This window comes from Clostridium sp. DMHC 10, assembly GCF_001270375.1.
GTDB classification, from domain to species: domain Bacteria; phylum Bacillota; class Clostridia; order Clostridiales; family Clostridiaceae; genus Clostridium_S; species Clostridium_S guangxiense.
In genome coordinates, this window is sequence record NZ_LGVB01000015.1 from 3,041,529 (window position 1) to 3,061,114 (window position 19,586).

General features: G+C 31.7%; 12 protein-coding genes and 6 pseudogenes. 11 read left to right on the top strand and 7 right to left on the bottom strand.

Going from position 1 to position 19,586, the window contains the following annotated elements:
- Nucleotides 1–15 precede the first annotated feature (15 nt).
- From AGR56_RS16650 to nrdG, 4 genes and pseudogenes are all read left to right on the top strand, one after another.
- Nucleotides 16–285, top strand: coding sequence for an ACT domain-containing protein (locus AGR56_RS16650; RefSeq protein ID WP_053243152.1), 270 nt, complete (start codon nucleotides 16–18; stop codon nucleotides 283–285).
- Between the two features lie 13 nt (nucleotides 286–298).
- Nucleotides 299–1,653, top strand: a pseudogene (locus AGR56_RS16655) (PFL family protein).
- Between the two features lie 515 nt (nucleotides 1,654–2,168).
- Complete coding sequence (locus AGR56_RS16660; protein WP_053243153.1) at nucleotides 2,169–4,277, top strand: anaerobic ribonucleoside triphosphate reductase; 2,109 nt, start codon at nucleotides 2,169–2,171, stop codon at nucleotides 4,275–4,277.
- A 12-nt stretch (nucleotides 4,278–4,289) separates the two neighbouring features.
- A complete protein-coding gene (nrdG, locus tag AGR56_RS16665) occupies nucleotides 4,290–4,766 on the top strand; it encodes an anaerobic ribonucleoside-triphosphate reductase activating protein (RefSeq protein ID WP_053243154.1) in 477 nt (158 codons plus the stop codon).
- Between the two features lie 667 nt (nucleotides 4,767–5,433).
- Here the strand turns inward: nrdG and AGR56_RS16670 are convergent.
- Nucleotides 5,434–6,075, bottom strand: coding sequence for an MBL fold metallo-hydrolase (locus tag AGR56_RS16670; RefSeq protein WP_347460506.1), 642 nt, complete (start codon nucleotides 6,073–6,075; stop codon nucleotides 5,434–5,436).
- 312 nt (nucleotides 6,076–6,387) lie between these two features.
- On the opposite strand from AGR56_RS16670, the gene glmM reads away from it, so the two are divergent.
- The 3 genes and pseudogenes from glmM (at nucleotide 6,388) to hydG (ending at nucleotide 9,992) form a co-directional block, all read left to right on the top strand.
- Complete coding sequence (glmM, locus tag AGR56_RS16675) at nucleotides 6,388–7,737, top strand: phosphoglucosamine mutase (protein WP_053243156.1); 1,350 nt, start codon at nucleotides 6,388–6,390, stop codon at nucleotides 7,735–7,737.
- 579 nt (nucleotides 7,738–8,316) lie between these two features.
- Nucleotides 8,317–8,573: pseudogene (locus AGR56_RS16680) on the top strand (TM1266 family iron-only hydrogenase system putative regulator).
- A 3-nt stretch (nucleotides 8,574–8,576) separates the two neighbouring features.
- Nucleotides 8,577–9,992, top strand: coding sequence for a [FeFe] hydrogenase H-cluster radical SAM maturase HydG (hydG, locus tag AGR56_RS16685; protein ID WP_053243157.1), 1,416 nt, complete (start codon nucleotides 8,577–8,579; stop codon nucleotides 9,990–9,992).
- A 49-nt stretch (nucleotides 9,993–10,041) separates the two neighbouring features.
- On the opposite strand, the pseudogene AGR56_RS16690 reads toward hydG, so the two are convergent.
- Together AGR56_RS16690 and AGR56_RS16695 are read right to left on the bottom strand one after the other, a co-directional pair.
- Nucleotides 10,042–11,824, bottom strand: a pseudogene (locus AGR56_RS16690) (ABC transporter ATP-binding protein).
- Nucleotides 11,825–13,575, bottom strand: a pseudogene (locus tag AGR56_RS16695) (ABC transporter ATP-binding protein).
- A 128-nt stretch (nucleotides 13,576–13,703) separates the two neighbouring features.
- Here AGR56_RS16695 and AGR56_RS16700 point away from each other — a divergent pair.
- The 4 genes and pseudogenes from AGR56_RS16700 to AGR56_RS23045 all read left to right on the top strand — a co-directional run bounded on the left by AGR56_RS16700 (nucleotide 13,704) and on the right by AGR56_RS23045 (nucleotide 17,176).
- Nucleotides 13,704–14,543, top strand: coding sequence for an AraC family transcriptional regulator (locus AGR56_RS16700; RefSeq protein WP_053243158.1), 840 nt, complete (start codon nucleotides 13,704–13,706; stop codon nucleotides 14,541–14,543).
- A gap of 160 nt (nucleotides 14,544–14,703) precedes the next feature.
- Nucleotides 14,704–15,732, top strand: a pseudogene (locus AGR56_RS23600) (FprA family A-type flavoprotein); the annotation flags it as partial.
- The gene (locus AGR56_RS23605) at nucleotides 15,721–16,578 is read left to right on the top strand and encodes an FAD-dependent oxidoreductase (RefSeq protein WP_347460550.1); all 858 of its coding nucleotides are present in this window, start codon (nucleotides 15,721–15,723) and stop codon (nucleotides 16,576–16,578) included. The pseudogene AGR56_RS23600 and the gene AGR56_RS23605, both read left to right, overlap by 12 nt.
- On the top strand, nucleotides 16,550–17,176 hold the full coding sequence (locus tag AGR56_RS23045) for an FAD-dependent oxidoreductase (protein WP_278279671.1): 627 nt from the start codon (nucleotides 16,550–16,552) through the stop codon (nucleotides 17,174–17,176). The genes AGR56_RS23605 and AGR56_RS23045 overlap by 29 nt, the downstream gene beginning before the upstream one ends.
- A gap of 148 nt (nucleotides 17,177–17,324) precedes the next feature.
- Here the strand turns inward: AGR56_RS23045 and AGR56_RS16715 are convergent, their stop codons facing one another.
- The 4 genes and pseudogenes from AGR56_RS16715 to AGR56_RS16725 form a co-directional block, all read right to left on the bottom strand.
- The gene (locus tag AGR56_RS16715) at nucleotides 17,325–17,837 is read right to left on the bottom strand and encodes a hypothetical protein (RefSeq protein WP_053243159.1); all 513 of its coding nucleotides are present in this window, start codon (nucleotides 17,835–17,837) and stop codon (nucleotides 17,325–17,327) included.
- Nucleotides 17,838–17,939: 102 nt separating this feature from the next.
- Nucleotides 17,940–18,161, bottom strand: a complete 222-nt coding sequence (locus tag AGR56_RS23050) for a YhjD/YihY/BrkB family envelope integrity protein (RefSeq protein WP_347460507.1) — start codon at nucleotides 18,159–18,161, stop codon at nucleotides 17,940–17,942.
- Nucleotides 18,079–18,771: a YihY/virulence factor BrkB family protein gene (locus AGR56_RS16720; protein ID WP_278279673.1), complete on the bottom strand. Its 693-nt coding sequence runs from the start codon at nucleotides 18,769–18,771 to the stop codon at nucleotides 18,079–18,081. Before AGR56_RS16720 ends, AGR56_RS23050 begins: the two co-directional genes overlap by 83 nt.
- A gap of 352 nt (nucleotides 18,772–19,123) precedes the next feature.
- Nucleotides 19,124–19,342: pseudogene (locus AGR56_RS16725) on the bottom strand (transposase); the annotation flags it as partial.
- Nucleotides 19,343–19,586: the final 244 nt, after the last annotated feature.

The window sequence follows — 19,586 nt, forward strand, 5'->3', positions numbered from 1 at the left end:
AGGAGGGCTAAATTCATGAAAGCTGTTGTAACAGTTATAGGTAAAGACAAAGTAGGAATTATCGCAGGGGTAAGTTCAATTTTGGCAGAGATTGGTGTTAATATTTTAGACATAAGCCAGACAATAATGCAGGAGTATTTTACTATGATAATGCTCGTAGATACTTCCTGTGCAAGTATTTCATTTGAAGAAGTAAAAGAGAAACTTGATGAAAAAGGTAAAAAGCTTGGAGTTTCAATAAAAATACAAAATGAAGGTATATTCAATTCAATGAATAGAGTATAAAGGAGAATCTCAGATGAATACTAGTGAAATAATGAGCACCATAAAGATGATTGGTGAGCAAAAATTAGATATACGTACTATAACTATGGGAATATCTTTAAGAGATTGCTGCAACTTTAATGGAGAAGAATCTAGAAAAAGAATATATGATAAAATAACAAAGTATGCTGAAAATCTGGTAAAGGTTGGGGAAGAAATAGAGAGAGATTACGGAATTCCTATAATAAATAAAAGAATTTCAGTTACACCTATTTCTATGATAGCAGAATCTTCAGATGATAAAGATTATGTTGAGTATGCAAAAACTCTTGATAGAGCTGCAAAAAATGTTGGAGTTGATCTCATTGGTGGATTTTCAGCTCTTGTTCATAAAGGATGTACTAAGGGCGATAAAATTTTAATGAGCTGTATTCCGGAAGCTTTACACAATACAGATATAGTTTGCAGTTCCGTAAATGTGGGAAGCAGCAAAACAGGAATTAATATGAATGCAGTAAAAGAAATGGGGCAAATAATAAGACGTACAGCAGAAATGAGTGCTGATACAAATGGAATGGACTGCATGAAGCTTGTTGTATTTGCAAATGCTATAGAGGATAATCCATTTATGGCAGGAGCTTTTCATGGTGTTGGAGAAGCTGAATGCATAATTAATGTAGGTGTAAGCGGGCCAGGAACAGTTAAGGCCGCCATTGAAACTGTAAGAGGAGAAAGCTTTGATATTGTTGCTGAAACTATAAAGAAAACTGCATTTAGAATAACTAGAGCAGGACAGCTTGTTGCAAGAGAAGCTTCAAGAAGACTTGATGTCCCTTTCGGAATAGTTGACTTATCGTTGGCACCTACACCAGCAGTTGGCGATAGTGTAGCAAGAATATTAGAAGAAATAGGAATTGAAGCTTGTGGTGCACCAGGAACTACAGCAGCATTAGCAATGTTAAATGATGCTGTGAAAAAGGGCGGAATAATGGCTGCATCCCATGTCGGAGGACTTAGTGGTGCTTTTATACCTGTTAGTGAAGATGAAGGTATGATAGCAGCAGTTGAAAGTGGAGCACTTAATCTTGAAAAACTTGAAGCAATGACATGTGTTTGTTCTGTTGGACTTGATATGATAGCAATACCAGGAAACACTCCTGCAGAGACTATTTCAGGTATAATAGCTGATGAAGCTGCTATTGGAGTTATTAACAATAAACTACAGCAGTACGTTTAATACCTGCAATTGGATTAGATGTTGGAGATAGCGTTGAATTTGGTGGATTGTTTGGAAGAGCACCAGTTATGCCAGTAAGTAAGTTCTCATCAGCTGATTTTATAAATAGAGGTGGAAGAATTCCTTCGCCTATACACAGTTTTAAGAACTAGATATAAATAACTTGGAACTTGTGAAGTCCATTATATATAAATTTTTATAATACCTTTGTCTAGAACTAACATTATGTTTTACTAAACATATAGTTTTAATTTAATTGATTAACCATATATACAGTGTATTTTTCGTAGGGAACCGGAGAAAAATATTCCTTGCATTTCAAGTTTAAGCGAAGTAATAGTATTGAAGGAATAGTTTAAATAAAATTTTATAAATCTTAGAATTTTAGGATTTAGACTCTTAGATTTATTAATTTTATTTAATATTCCAAGATACTGTTACTTCGCATTATTTTTGGTTTACATTTAGTTATGTGAGTAATACCAATGTATTTATGCAGAAGATTTAAATATCAAGTTAGCTTTAACCATAAAAAAGCGAAAGAAATAAAGATAATGAATAATAAAAAAGTATATCTTATGAAATAGATATATTTAAAAATTGATATAAAAAATTTTCTCATGTATAATATGCTAAGTACAAGATATTGTGTTATGGAGGGAATTTCATGCTAAATGTAGTAAAACGTGACGGAAGAGAAGTCAAATTTGATTCTAATAAAATTTCAAATGCCATTAAAGGTGCATCTGATGAAATAGGGTTTAACATAAAAGAAAGCGATATACTTAATTTAACTGAGCAAGTTATAGGAGAATTAGAAGGAAAGCACGTCGATAAAATTTCAGTTGAAGAAGTACAAAATTTAGTTCAAGATATATTGTTTGAAAACGAATATAGAGAAATAGGATTAGCTTATTGCAATTATAGAAATGAAAGAACAAAGGTAAGAGATATAAAGTCTGATTTAATGAAAGCTATAGAAAAAATTGGAGTTGAAACGGACAGAGATAACGCTAATGTGGGGAATAATTTTAGTTCAAAGCTTTTAAGAATAGCAAGTGAATCAAATAAGTGGCATAATCTTGCTGTAATGCCTAAAAAGATTTCAAAAGCGCATGAAAATGGTGATATTTATCTTCATGATTTAGATAGTTATAATCTCACTACAAATTGTTTACATATACCAACGAAGGAAGTTTTGCTAAGAGGATTTAATACAGGCTATGGATATATAAGAATGCCTAAAAGAATAGAATCAGCTGCAGAATTATCTTGCATACTTCTTCAATCAACACAAAATGATATGTTTGGTGGTCAGTCACATCCTGATTTTGATAACGATATGGCAGAGTTTATTGAACCAACAAGAGTTTGCATTAGAGAAGAACTTAAGGAATTTGGCATAGAAGAACAGAAAAGAAAAGAAATTACTGAAAAGAAACTTAGAAGAGCTCTTGAACAGGCAATGCAGGGGATTGTATATAATCTTAATACAATGCACAGTAGAGCAGGTTCACAGGTTCCATTTTCGTCGATTAACCTTGGAGTTCCTAAAACAAAGGATGCGGCTCTTGTTTGCGAAGTATTTCTTAAAGAATATGAAAAAGGACTTGGTAGAGGAGAACAGCCTATATTCCCTAACATAATATTTAGAGTTAAAAAGGGAGTAAATAGAGAGAAGGAGGATCCATATTATTATCTATATGAATTAGCATGTAGAGTAGCCGCTAAGAGAATGAATCCTACTTTTATGAACCTTGATGCTGATTTTAATAAAAAGTATTATGACAAAGGATATGTTCCGGCTACAATGGGATGTAGAACATATTTAATGTCAAATGTAAATGGAGAACCTGGAGTTAAAGGAAGAGGAAATATAGCGCCAACCACTATAAACCTGCCAAGAATAGGAATAATAGCAAAGCATGATATAAATAAATTTTTCGCTGCCTTAGATTTAAGACTCGAAATAGCAAAAGAAAGTCTTTTAGATAGATATAATGTTTTAAAGAAGCTTAGAGTTAAGGATTTGCCTTTTGTAGCAGGACAAGGACTTATGAAGGGATCAGAAGGATTAAAACCAGAAGATTCAATAGACCCAATACTAAAACAAGGAACTTGGGCAATAGGTTTTATAGGACTTGCAGAAGCACTTGTTGCACTTACAGGACATCATCACGGAGAAACTGAAGAAGCAAGAGAACTTGGCTACAAAATAGTAGAGTACATAAGAAGATATACGGATAAACTTATAGAAGAAACTCATCTTAACTGGAGCTGCTATGCTACACCAGCAGAAGGCTTATCTGGTAAATTTATAGTAAAGGATAAGGCTATTTTTGGCGAAATACCAGGAGTTACAGATAAGGAATATTACTCAAATAGCTATCATATTCCAGTTGGATACAATATATCAATAAAAGAAAAGATAAATATAGAAGCTCCATATCATGCTCTTTGCAATGGAGGTCATATATCTTATATAGAACTTGATGACTATCCTGATGATCAAACAGTAATGGATATCATAAATTATGCTTATAACAATACAAATATAAGTTACATGGGAATAAACTTTCATATAAGATACTGCAGACACTGTGGAACTTATTTAAGCAGCTCTGATGTTAAATGCCCATCATGCGGAGACACAGATATACAAGGAATATCTAGAGTTACAGGTTATTTAAGTTTAGATGAAAGATTTGGAGCAGGAAAATCTGCTGAAAGAGCTGATAGAATATCACAAGCTAGTGGAAATCGTGTTTACAAATAATGGGGTGATCAAATGGAATTGCAAGTAGCTGGTTTTCTTGATAACTCCCTTGTAAATGGAGAAGGACTTAGAAGTGTGCTTTTTCTATCAGGATGCTCAAGAGGATGCCCAGGATGCCAAAATGAAGCAATGCAAGATTTTTCATATGGTGATAAGATTTGTGGCAGTGAAGTTATAGAAAGAATAAAAAGCAATATACCCTTAATTAAAGGTGTTACATTTTCAGGAGGAGATCCTTTTGAACAAGCAAAAGCACTAATAGATATTGCTAAAGAAATAAGAAGATTAAATCTTAACATATGGTGTTATACAGGATACACTTATGAAGAGATTATAAATGGAAATGATAAATATAAAAAAGAACTTTTAAAATACTTGAATATACTTGTAGATGGACCATTTAAGGAAGAATTTATGGAAAATGCACCTAAGTATGCAGGCTCGAGCAATCAAAGAATTTTAAGACTCAAAGATGGAGTAGTGTACTAAATATTGTGAAGTAACAATGCTTCGTCGCGTTAAAAAAATCCTATAAATCTAAGTGGTTATTTAAAAAAAGTGGTTGCTTTGGGTTCTAGAAGGATAACGATCATATACGGGGTTTGGGATGTAATCCCATTATCCTTCTTTAACTTGTATTACGCATATATATATTACGCCCAAACCCCGCGTATGTTTATACTCGCTATTGCTCAGACAGATTGAAATATCTTAGTATTTTACAATTTTTGAACCAAGATTTATTAGAATTTTTTTAAATCGTTCCTTCAGCATTGTTACTTCACTCCCACAGTAGTGCAAGGAAAAATTCCTCCGTACCTACGGAATTTTAGCATAAATCTTTGTAATACGTTATTTAAGCAATTTATAATCATTTTCATTGTTAAATCTTGCTAACAGTGTATTTTTCGTAGGGAACCGGAGAAAAATATTCCTTGTTTTCCGGGTCAGTGAAGTAACAACATTGAGGGAATAGTTTAAATAAAATTTTATAAATCTTAGGGTCTAAATCGTAAAAGGCTTAGAGCTTTCAATCTGTCTGAGCCAAAGGCGAGTTATTGAAAGTTCTTAGAATTTTAGGATTTAGACTCTTAGATTTATTAATTTTATTTAATATTCCAAGATGTCGTTACTTCGTAATTTTTATAGAGTGGAACTAAATAGTTGGTATTAAAGCCCTATTATTTCCTCTTAAGTTTTCTTTAATAACAAGTTTACTTTCGTGAAGCTTTTCACCATTTTTCATATTAAGAATGAATTTATCAACTCCATCTATAGGTAAAGAGGTTAAAGGAGTTTTGTAGTGCATAGGTATTACAATTTTGCTGTTTATTTTTTTACATAACTTTGCAGCTTCGTCTCCATCTATAGTAAAATTTCCGCCTACAGGAATTAAAAGCACATCTATGTTTCCAAGTGAATTAATTTCGTCTTCGGATAGAATATAGCCTAAATCTCCAAGATGACAAATTTTTAAATTATCCATTTTAAATGTGAAGATAGTATTTTTTCCCCTTGCAGCACCTTTCAAATTATCATGATAGGATGGAAAACCTATTATTTCTATGTTCTCATATTTATATGCGCCTGGTTTATCAAATATTATGGTATTTTCAGGCAAGTTTTTTACGTAATCATGATCAAAGTGATGGTGGCTGATTGTTACAACGTCCACAGCACCGCTGTATGATTTATACCCTAAAGTTGTATCGAAAGGATCAGTTAGAATTTTTTTGCCATTATTGCTTTCTAATAAAAAGCAAGATTGACCAAACCAAGTTAAATTCAAAATTATCACACTCCTGTTTATAGATAAACAAGCTGAAATATTTAAATTACGAATACCAAATTTATCCTTACAAACTAGAATTTGTAAAGCAGAGTAGAGAGTAGCGAAAGGTAAATTCACATTCACTCTACTCTCTACTCTGTACTCTCTACTCTAAATTATACTATTATTTGAAATTAAAATGTATTTAGTATTAATTTATTTACGATTAATTGATTAATTAAGTGTAATTGTACGGACTTTCAAATTATGCTATAATAAATAGCGATTTGTTATTTAGAAATTTTATAATATTAGAATATAAAAAGGCAGGTTTAAAATATGAGTAGAATGTTTGGAACAGATGGAGTAAGGGGAATAGCCAATGAAGAACTTACTGCTGAATTAGCTTACAAATTAGGAAGAGCAGGTGCATACGTTTTAACTAAAGGTACACACAAACCTAAAATATTAGTGGGAATGGACACTAGAATTTCTGGAGATATGCTTGAATCTGCATTAGTTTCGGGAATACTTTCAGTTGGAGCTGAAGCTATATGTGTAGGAATAATTCCAACACCTGCAGTTGCATATTTAACTAGAAAATACAATGCTGACGCAGGAGTAGTAATATCCGCTTCTCACAATCCAGTTGAGTATAATGGAATCAAATTTTTTGATGGAACAGGATATAAATTATCTGATGAATTAGAAGACAAAATTCAAAGCGTTATAGAAAGCAATTTTAAGGAAGTACCACTTCCTACAGGTGAGAATGTTGGAAGAAAGATAATTGAAGAATCTGCAATTGACGATTATATAGAATTTGCTAAAAGCACTATAGATATAGATTTAAAAGGAATGAAAATAGCACTAGATTGTGCTAATGGTGCATCATATATAACAGCTGTTAAAACTTTTAGGGAACTTGGCGCAGATGTTAAGGTTATAAATAACGATCCAGATGGTATAAATATAAATGCTAACTGTGGATCAACGCATACTGAAGAACTTATGGATTATGTTGTTAGAAAAAACTGTGATTTAGGACTTGCTTTCGATGGCGATGCTGATAGATGCCTTGCAGTTGATGAAAACGGGAAGCTTATAGATGGAGATTTCATAATGGCTATCTGCGGAAAATATTTAAAAGAGCAGGGCAAGCTTAATAAGGATGTAGTTGTAGTTACTGTAATGAGCAATATGGGATTATTTAAGGCACTTGATAAAGTAAATATTAATACTGTAAAAACCAAAGTTGGAGATAGATACGTTCTAGAGGAAATGCTTAAAGAAGGTTATAAGCTTGGAGGAGAACAATCAGGTCATATAATATTCTTAGATTATAATACAACAGGAGATGGACTTGTTACAGCTCTTCAAATATCAACTATTGTTAAAAAGAGTGGTAAAAAATTATCAGAGCTTGCTTCTATGATGAAAAAGCTTCCACAGGTACTTGCGAATGCAGAGGTTCCAAATGATAAAAAAGATATATATATTACAGACAAGGAAATAGCGGACGAAATTGTAAAAATTGAAAAAGAACTTGATGGAAATGGAAGAGTTCTTATAAGACCATCTGGAACAGAACCACTTGTTAGAGTTATGCTTGAGGGCGAAGACCAGAAATTACTTGATATAATGGCTCACGGTCTTGCAAAGAAAATACAAGAGAAAGCAAACATATAGGGGTTTGGGCGTCAGCCCATGTGATTTGAGAACCATAAACAAGCACTTATTATATTATAGGGGTTTGGGCGTCAGCCCATGTGATTGTGTAACGAAGGAAACCACTTGCTAAGCAAGTGGAAGAAAAAAGGCTTATGCCGTTGAGCAGAAAAAAACTCCTATGTTAAAATAGATGCAGGTCTATTAAATACGTTAAAGATTTTCCGTAGGGAAACGGAGGAAAATCAACCTTAGCTTTTTATTGAAGATAAAAAAGTTCACCTTTTACGTGCACAGCACCGTAAAACCCTTCACCTTTCGCATAGCAAAAGCCTTAGTCTTTTAACAAACGAAGTGAGTTAAAACCCTTCACTATAGTGCTCGAAAAATTACAATTGATAAAGGTATGTTTTTGTGCGATAATGTACTTGTCCGTGTTGCGAGATTTTCTTTCAATTATGGACAAAAATAATTAGCTTAGATTTTCTAATTACGCAGTGTTTAACCGTGTAAAAGGAAGGGATTAAATTAAGGAATTTATTTTGCATGATATTTAACCTTCCTGTATGGAGGGTATTTTTATTATTGAGGTGATTTATTTTGGATAAGAGAATTGCTGTTGTAGGCATAATAGTAGAAAATTTAGAAATGGCAGGCGAAGTCAATAAAATACTCCATACATACAGTTCAATAATAGTTGGAAGAATGGGTATACCCTATAGAGAAAGAGGTATATCAGTCATTTCAATTATAGTAGATGGCACTTCAGATGAGTTAAGTGCATGACAGGAAAACTTGGTAAAATATCTGGCGTAAGTGTAAAATCAGCTATGTCAAAAAAAATCTTAGGAGGCTAATTTATGCTTAACTGTGAAAAAGCAGATTTTATTGATGACGCAAAAATAAAAGAATACCTTGAGTATGGCAGCCAGAAAGCAAAAGATGTTGAATTTGTTAATGAAATTATTGATAAAGCTTCAAAATGTAAAGGTCTTGAACCTAAAGAAGTATCAGTGCTTCTTCATGTTGAAGATGATACTATGCTTGATAAAATATACAGTACTGCCATAAAGATAAAACAAGCCATTTACGGAAACAGAATAGTAATGTTTGCTCCTCTTTATATAAGTAGTTATTGTGTTAATGGCTGCAAATACTGCGGATACAACTGTGAAAACAAAGGTATAAGAAAGAAACTTACAAAAAAGGAACTTACACGTGAAGTTGAATTAATTGAATCTTTAGGACATAAAAGAATTGTTCTTGAAGCTGGAGAAGATCCTGTAAATTGCCCTATAGACTACGTTACAGACTGTATGAAGACAATTTATGAAGTTCACAAAGATAATGGTGAAATGAGAAGAATTAATGTAAATATTGCAGCTACCACAATTGAAAACTACAAGAAATTAAAGGCAGCTAAAATAGGTACTTACACTTTATTTTCTGAAACATATCATAGAGAAACTTACAGTAAAATGCATCCAACAGGTCCAAAGCACAATTATGATTACCACATGACAGCTCTTGAAAGAGCCATGGAAGCTGGAATTGATGATGTTGGAATTGGTGTTTTGTATGGTTTATATGATTACAAATATGAAACAGTTGCAATGTTTTTACACGTAAAGCATCTTGAGGAAAAATTCAACGGAGTTGGTCCTCATACAATATCAATGCCTAGATTAAGGCCTGCCCGTGGAGTTGATTTTTCAAATTTCCCTTATCTTGTTCACGATCATGATTTCAAGAAGCTTGTCGCAATATTAAGACTTGCAGTTCCTTATACTGGCATGATTTTATCAACAAGAGAAGAGCCTAAATTTAGAGAAGAAGTAATAGCTGTTGGAATTTCTCAAATAAGTGCTGGATCTGCCACAGATGTTGGTGGTTATGAAAAAGAATTTGGAGATACTTCTCAAGTTGATCCTCCACAATTTGTAGTTAATGATGATAGAACACCTATTGAAATATTAAAATCACTTTGTGCACAAGGATATATTCCAAGTTACTGCACAGCTTGTTATAGACAAGGAAGAACAGGTGACCGTTTTATGAAACTTGCTAAATCTGGTCAAATCCACAATTGCTGTCTTCCAAATGCGATACTTACTTTTAAAGAGTTTTTAATAGATTATGCTGATGATGAATTAAAAGAAATAGGCACAAAAACCATAAAAAAGAACCTTGAAAATATAACTTCTGATAATACAAAAAAAGAAACCATTGCTAGATTAGCTAGAATTGAAAATGGTGAAAGAGATCTTTATTTTTAAAACTTAATATAAAAATCCAAAAAATGGCTGCCAAAAGGCAGCCGTTTTTTTAGACTGCCTTAAGTATATTGTACTGTGACATATAAAGCTCGTAATATTCGCCCTTTTTCCTCATAAGCTCATCATGATTTCCCTCTTCAACAATTCTACCCTTATCCACATACATTATCTTATTTGCATTCTTAATTGTGGATAATCTGTGTGCAATTATGAATGAGGTTCTTCCTTTTAAAAGCCTATTTAAACCTTCTTGAAGTGCCAATTCTGTTTTAGTATCTATACTCGAGGTTGCCTCATCCAAAATAAGTATTCTTGGGTTCGCAAGCAGCGCTCTGGCAAAAGATATAAGCTGTCTTTGTCCTACGGATAATCTACTTCCTCTTTCATTTACTTCTGTATAATAGCCATTTTTCATGTTCTTTATAAAATCATGCGCTCTTACAGTTTTAGCAGCTTCAATTACTTCTTCATCAGTGGCATCAAGTTTTCCATATCTAATATTGTCCATTATTGTTCCTGAAAAAACAAATGTATCCTGAAGCATTACTCCCATTTGCTTTCTTAAAGATTTAATAGTAACATCATGCACATTTACTCCATCTATTAATACTTCTCCACCACTTATATCATAAAATCTACTTAATAGATTTATAATAGTAGTTTTACCAGCACCTGTTGGTCCTACTATAGCTATAGTCTCTCCTGCATTTACCTTAAAGGATACATTTTTTAAGTATAGTTGCACTTTCATCATACTTAAAGACAACATTCTTAAATTCAACATTTCCATTTATAAGAGGCATTTTCTTTGCTCCCTCGATATCCTTAACAGTTACCTTTTCATCTATGGTTTCAAAAATTCTTTCAACATATGCCATATTCATTATTAAGGTATTGTAAAAATTTCCTATATTAGTTATTGGACCCCAAAACCTAGATATATATCCCACAAATGCCACAAGTACTCCTATAGTTATTCCCTTGCCTATTGAATAAATTCCCACTAAATATATAAGTGAAATTGTAGCAACAGATATATTATCTATGCATGGTCCCAAAAGAAGTTGAACTGAAACAGCCTTTAACCATGATTTTTTGAAATCATTGCTTACCTTTCTAAATATACCAAGATTCTCATTTTCTCTTACAAAGGCCTGTGTAACTTTTATTCCCGTTATACTCTCATGTATATACGCATTCAAATTAGATTGCTTATTACTATAGGCTCTAAATGCTTTTCTCTGTGCATTTTTGATTATAAATATGGCAAGTATAAGCACAGGAAAACCAGCAAAGCAAAGCAGCGTTAACTTAACATTTATTGCAAACATAAATACTATTATTACAACTGCAGTAAATAAATCTGTAATAAGATTTATAAGTCCATTTGACAGTAGATCACTTAATGAATTCACATAGTTAACAACTCTAACAAGTATTTTCCCATGAGGTCTATCATCATAATATGAAAAAGGCAATTCTTGAAGCTTATTAAATATGTCAGATCTAATATTTCTAATTACCTTCTGTCCTATATCAGACATAGTTCTTATTTTAAATTTCATGCATAATCCCGTTATAATAATTGTTAGTACAAATATAGCTGACAACATTACAAGACCTCTTATATTTTTCTTAGGTATCATATCATCAATAGCTATTTGAACTAGGTATGGTCCTAAAAGTGTTGCTGCACTTGATAACAACATAAGAAAAACAGTTATAATCATTTCTTTTTTATAAGGCACTACGTATTTTAAAAGTCTTTTAAGATCATTAGAATTTATTTTTTCTTCAAAATCTTCATCTTCATCAAATTTGTTTCTTGCCATTTAAACCACCTCTTTCCTTAGTTTTTTCTCAAAGTTACCATACTGATTTTCATATACATTAGCATAGTACCCCTTTTTCTTTAAAAGCTCATCATGTGTTCCACTTTCAACTATTCTTCCTTCATCCATAACAAGTATCAAATCAGCATTCTTAACAGATGAAATTCTATGTGCAATTATAAAGGTAGTTTTGTCCCTTAAATACTTTCTTAAATTTTTCTGAATCATTATCTCTGTTTCTACATCCAAACTTGAAGTTGTATCGTCTAAAATGAGTATAGAGGGTTCCTTTATTACTGCTCTCGCAAGTGCTATCCTTTGTTTTTGCCCTCCTGAAAGTCCAACTCCTCTTTCCCCTACAATAGTGTCATAACCATTTGAAAGCTTTGATATAAATTCATCTGCATCTGAAACCTCCGCCGCCCACTTTACCTTTTCAAAGGATGCATCAGGAGTACCATATGCTATGTTCCCCTCTATAGTATCTGAAAATAGGAATATATCCTGCATTGCCGCTGATATACTATCACGAAGTTTTTGAAGATTATATTTCTTTATATTTTTTCCATCAATAAGTATTTCCCCTTCGCAAGCATCATAAAATCTCTGTATAAGGCTAACAAGAGTAGATTTTCCACAGCCTGTAGGGCCAAGAATTGCAACGGTCTGCCCACTTTTTTGCTTTAAAATCTATATTCTCAAGTACTGCCTCATCTCCATATTTAAAGGAAACATTTTTAAACTCAATATCCCCATGAATTCTATTCTTAGCCGCAGCCTTGTCATTACTTTTAATTTTAGCATCTGCACTTATAAGCATCCTTATCTTTCTGGACGAGGCAATAAAACGCTCTATATCATTTATAAGCCACCCAACCATATTCATAGGATTATTAAGTGCCCAAATAAGACTGTTAAAAACAACAAGATCACCAATACTCATGCTGCCTTTTATAACCAATATTCCACCAGCCAAAATCATAATCACAGAAAACATATTTGAAAAAGAAGTAAGTATAGGTAAATATTTTTCCCACATCTTTGCAGATTCAAGGTTTCTATCCATAAATGCTTGATTTTCTCTCTGAAACTTTGATGTTTCATAATCCTCTTTTGCAAAAGCCTTTACGACCCTATTTCCACTTATATTCTCCTGAACAATGGTATTCAGTTTTGAAAATTGTTCCCTTATTGCATAAAAGGTTGGTCCAACATCACGAGTCATATTATAAGCAAAATATCCTATAAATGGTGTAATAATAAGCATTATAAGTGCAAATTTATAATTTATATAAAACATCATACAAACCGCCGATAAAAATATTATGATGTTTTCACTTACATTATAGATTACCCATGCTACAAAAGTGCCTTATGGCATCCAGATCTCCAGTCATCCTAGTCATTAAATCCCCAGTTCTAGTTTTATCAAAAAAATCAAAATCAAGTTTTTGAAGATTTACATACATTTGTTCTCGTATTTCAAACATAATATTTTGGGAAACAAATTCCGAAATCATTTGAAAACTATATCGTACTATAGCTTTTAGTAAAGTAACTCCAATCATAGCAGCCAGCATAGGAATAAGCAGCGAGGTCTTTTTCGCAACTATAACCAAATCCACAAGTTTTCCTGATAAATAAGGATTAACCATACCTAACAAAGAAGAAACAACAACCATTACAATAACCATTATCATTCTAAACTTATACCGCTTTACGTAGCCAAAAATCCATTTTAAACTGTCCATAAAAAATTCCTCCAACTTATCTATTTACCATTACAATTATGTGGTAAAATAAATAAAATAAGAATGTATATTTTTATTTAATTAATGTACATTTCTATACTTATAAAGTTTGCACTTGAGGTGATATTATGTGTGATTTAGGAATCAATGTAAACAGTTTCAACCCAAAAATTCTTTATGTATTTAATTCAAGACCAAAAGAAAACTATGTAATAGATCATCATTCTCACGATTTTCTTGAATTTAGCTATATGCTTTCTGGAGAAACTTCATACATTGTAAATGATAATATATATAACGTAAAAAAAGGTCAACTAATGGTATTCAATCCTGGAGTATACCATTCAGAAATAGTAAATAAATATGAAAGTCTAAATGAAATTCACATCGGGTTTAATAATATAAATATAAGAAGTTTTTCTCCTAATCACATTACTAAAGAAAACTTTCTTGGTATATTTAATTTTCAAAGATATGGTAAGGATTTTGAAAATTGCTGCATAGAAATTCTAAAAGAACAAAGTAATCATAAAGATGGCTATGAACTCATGCTTAAGATTCTATCAACTAAGCTTCTTGTAATGTTCCTAAGAGAAACCTATTTTGAAGAAAGTAGAAAAAAAATATGTGATTATCATTTTGAATTTTCCCAAAAGTCGAATATAGTAAAAGAAATCATTGCGTACATGAACAAAAATTATATGAACAATATTTCCCTATATAAGATATCCAAAAATATGTACTTAAGCCCTGTGTATATATCAAAAATATTTAAAGAAGAAACAGGAGTATCCCCTATAAATTATCTTATTAAGATAAGACTCGAAAAAGCTAAGGCCCTACTTAAAGATACCACACTTACTGTTAAAACTATTGCCAAAAGTGTTGGTTATGATGATGCCTACTATTTTAGTAAATTATTTAAAAAATACTATAATATTTCTCCTTCACGTTACAAAAATAGATAAAAGTATTGATTTTTACGTAAATTAACATTAAAATATAGTTAATAATTATTATCTTTTAATAATAATTTAAGGAGTGGTTAAAATGAAGGCTATTGAGATAAAAAAAGATATTTATTGGGTTGGTGCCCTTGATCCTGGTCTTAGAATTTTTGATATAGTAATGTATACCCCATATGGGACAACTTACAATTCCTATATTGTAAAGGGATCTAAAAAGACAGCCATTTTTGAAACTGTAAAAGAAAAGTTTTTCGACGAATACCTTGCAAGGCTTGAGTCCCTTAATATTGACATTAAGAATATAGATTACATTGTAGTAGATCATACAGAACCAGACCACGCAGGTTCTGTTGAAAAACTTTTGGACATTGCAAAAATGCAAAAGTAGTTGGCTCAAGTACAGCAATAAAATTTTTTGCAAAATATAGTAAATCATTCTTTTGAATATATAGAGGTGAAAGATGGTTCTTCTTTAGACCTTGGAGGCAAAACTCTTAAATTTATTTCTGCACCACTTTTACATTGGCCAGACACAATATATACCTATGTGCCTGAAGAAAAGCTGCTTATAACTTGTGATTCCTTTGGCTGCCATTATTCAAGTGAAAAGATATTTAACGATCTTATAGAAGATAAAGAAAAATATATGGATGCACTAAAATACTACTTTGATTGCATAATGGGTCCTTTTAAACCTTATGTTCTCAAAGCTTACAATAAAATAAAAGATTTGCCAATAGATATAATTTGCCCAGGACACGGTCCTATATTAAGGGATAACCCTAAAAAAGTCGTTGAGTTATATAAAAAATGGAGTACAGAGGATGATATATCTAAGAACAAAGAAATAACTATTTGCTATGTATCTGCATATGGTTACACAAAGGAAATTGCTCATAAAATAGCAGAAGGAATAAAGTCAGTAGATAATTTTACTATAAACTCTTTTGATGTGATTTACAGTAAAGAAGAAGAAATAATATCAAAAATCAATTCTTCAATAGGTCTTCTTTTTGGATCACCTACTATAACTAGTGATGCTTTAAGACCAATTTATGATGTAATAAATTCTCTAAATCCTATAATTCATGGTGGAAGATTTGCAGGAGCTTTTGGCTCTTATGGTTGGAGCGGAGAAGCTGTTCCTAATATAGAAGAACGCTTAAAGCAGCTTAGAATGAAACTTCCCGTTCCAGGATTAAAAATCAATTTTAAGCCTTCAAAGGAAGATAATAACCGTGCTTATAACTTTGGTAGAAGCTTTGCAGAAAAAATAAAGGAAAACTTAAACAAAACCTCAGCTAATATAAAAAGCTCCTCTACTATAAAAAAATGGAAATGTATAATATGCGGGGTTGTATTTGAAGGAACGAAGCCTCCTGAATTTTGCCCTGTATGTGGTGCCAGCAAAGATCAATTTATTGAAATAACAGAAAACAAAAATTTATTCAAAAGTGAAAATGCGGAAAAAGTAGTCATAGTAGGAAATGGGGCTGCTGGTTATTATGCTGCTGAAGCTATAAGAAAGAGAAATAAAAAATGCACTGTTGAAATAATATCTTCCGAAAATCGCCCAACCTATTTTAGACCAGAACTTTCTGATTATCTAACAGAAAATATTGAAGATAGTAAATTTTATGTTTCCCAACCAAGTTGGTATGAAGATAATAGAATTATTTTAAGGTTAAATTCAAAGGTTATTAAGATTAATCCTGCAAATAAAGAACTTTTACTTTCTGATGGAAGCAAAGAAAATTATGATAAATTGATATTATCAACTGGAAGTCATAATTTCAAGCCTGATTTGCCTGGAATTGATAAAAATGGAGTTTACACTTTAAAGGATATAAACGATGCAAACAACATTAAAAACCACATAAAAACTTCTAAAAATGCTGTTGTAATAGGTGGCGGGCTTTTAGGTCTTGAAGCAGCTTCAGAAATGAAAAAATCTGGTTTAAATGTAACAGTGGTTGAATTTTTCGATAGACTCCTTCCAAAGCAGCTTGATAAATCTGGAGCCAATCTTTTTTGAAAAGCTTATTTCAAAAAATGGAATAAATCTTATACTAGGTGATTCCTGCACTGGAATTTTGGGAAACACTTCTGTCAGTGGTGTTAGACTTAAAAGCGGCAGAACAATTAACGCAGACATGGTTTTATTTTCAATAGGAATAAGGCCAAATAAAAAGCTTGCTGAAGAATGCGGCATAAAAACAAATAAAGGTATATTAGTTAATGAAAATATGGAAACGAATGTAAAAGAGATATATGCTGCTGGTGATGCTGCTGAACTAAACGGAATTATTTATGGAAACTGGACTGCTGCTGTAGAAATGGGAAAAACAGCTGGTGCAAATGCCGTAGGCGATAAAACTTCATTTAAAGATTTTGTATCCTCTGTAATATTTGATGCTCTTGGTACCTCTGTAGTATCCTTTGGTGATGTGACAAATACTGAAAATGAAAAACTTCAATTCCTTAACCCTAAATTGAATGAATGCAAAACTTTATTTTTCATGAACAATGTACTTTCTGGTGGATATCTAATAGGAAACACATCTGCTGCCGGAAAATTGATTTTAGCCATGAAAGACAATAAAAGTTTAAAAGAAATCTTAAAAGATATATAAAAATAAACGCTTTTAACATTTATACAATGTTAAAAGCGTTTATTTACCACTTTGACTAGAAACAAACTTTTCTTTGCATTGATCCATATAACCTTTATTAGCCTCATCAAAAATTTTATTCGTTTCAAGTATTTTATTCATGTTTTTATCATTTACGATAAAATTTGTTTTGAATTTGCTTTTGATTATTTTCCCACATAAGTTCAGTTTCATTAAGCATAGAATCATCATTTAAGAAATACCACTTATTATTCTTTTTGATAAGCATAACTATTTCAACATCCGGTCTAGAACTTGGTATATTCTTAAAATATGCATTAAAGCTGCCTGTCATTGCGGCAAGTCTTCCACTGCTCTTTATATTGTAAATACCATTAAATTTAATTTTCTCTATATTAAAAATTTTAAGCTTATTTTTCATAAACTGTATATCTGCAATATTAGGATTAATAAAAAAATCCTTTAAATATTTCTCATCTTTTGGAACTTCACTCTCGTAATATTGTTTTACAAAGCTCTTAATTTCTAATTTTTGTTTCTCAAGCTGAGTTTGAGCTGCCCCAACACTTTTGCTCTTTTGTCTTTTGCTGCATCCACTAAAGCTAAATATAATGCTCCAAACAGTTACAATTGCAATGAATTTAATCCAGAAGCCTTTCACTTTTATACCTTCTATCCTGAAAAATTATATACTTAAAAATCAACTTACGCAATTTTAAATTTTACACTAAAATTACTATTGTGTAAAATATTTAATATGACTTTATTTATAAATATTTTTATTTAGTATTGCAGAATTTATTTCTCCGCCCAAAATCAATATAAATGATCCTATAAATAGCCACGTCATTAGTACTATAACGGCTCCTATACTTCCATATATTCTCGAGTAATTTCCAAAGTTATTTATATAGTAAGAAAAACCAAAAGACGACATTACCCAGCCTACAGTTGTAAATAATGCTCCCCAAATTACATCCCCCATCTATGTTTTTAGCCGGAGTATACCTATACACAGCAGAAAATACAAATAACATTGTAAGAACTAAAATAAAATACTTTATAAAATCCCATAAAAATGATGTTATCTCCGGGTGATGAAACCATCTTGAGATAATAGGTTCATTCACACTTGCGAATACCATTAAAACCGTTATTGCAAATATAGTAATTATAAGTCCCATGGTAAATATAAAAGATACCAACTGAACTTTTAAAAACCCTCTTCTTTCTTCCTCTTTATATGACATATTAAGTCCTTTTATTATTGCATTAAATCCAGACATCGATGCCCATAAACTTATAATCAAACTGAATGACAAAAGATTTCCATTCCTTTTCTCTGTCACCTCTAAAACTATTCCTTTAACTAAGCTAAATACTTGCTCTGGCATTATTCTTTCAAATAGTTGAAGAACCTCGTAGCTTCTTATATTGCTGAATCCTACTAAAGTCATTAAGAATATCAAAAAAGGGAAAAGTGAAAAAAGCAATCCATAAGCCAATTGAGAAGCCAGAGCAAAAATATCATCCTCTAATGATATCTTAACAACTTCAACAATAAGCCTTCTTATGTTCAATCTGCCCTTTTCCATAGTAAATTCCTTTCAAAAATTTTTTATAGTGAAAACACTCTATATATGTTTATTATATCCCACTAAAAAATATAAACACAATATTATATATGTATCATTTGAAAACTTTAATTTTTATTTACAAAATTTTCACAAGTAATTTATAAAAAATTAAGGACAGTAATAATTTTATGTATAAACAAAATTATTACTGTCCTATAATATAATAAGTGCTTGTTTATGGTTCTCAAAATCATGACCACCGGCTAAGCCGGTGGTTTGCTCAGCCCTGTAAGGGCATATTACTGGCTGGGCTAAAAGCCCTCTGAATGGTCCGCCACCCGCATACTTTTCCGTGCAGTCGCTAAAGCGACTATTTTTTGTTCTTCTTTACTGGCTCACCGGTAAACGGATCAACAAGTTCTTTTATACTCATCTGTTCATATGCCAAATCTTCTTGCAATTGATTTCTTATATACTGTTCTATTTTGTTTTTGTTTTTTCCAACTGTATCAACATAGTATCCTCTACACCAAAATTCTCTGTTGCCATATTTATATTTCAAATTTGCATGCTGATCATGAAGGATGATTTTTCTCCGCTGTCGCTACAAAAAATCTTAAACTTAATGCACGCAAAGCGCTTAAAATATAGTGCTCAGCGTAGCTGACACTATTAAGTTCTAAGATTTACTTGAGAGAAACGAAAGGTAAATCCACCTTCACTGTACTCTGTACTTTGTACTCTGTGCTCTGAATCAACTTCCAGTTCGTCAGGATAAATTTAGAATTTGAAATTTTCAAGTTTTAAGTTGTCTATCTATATATTTTAGGCTG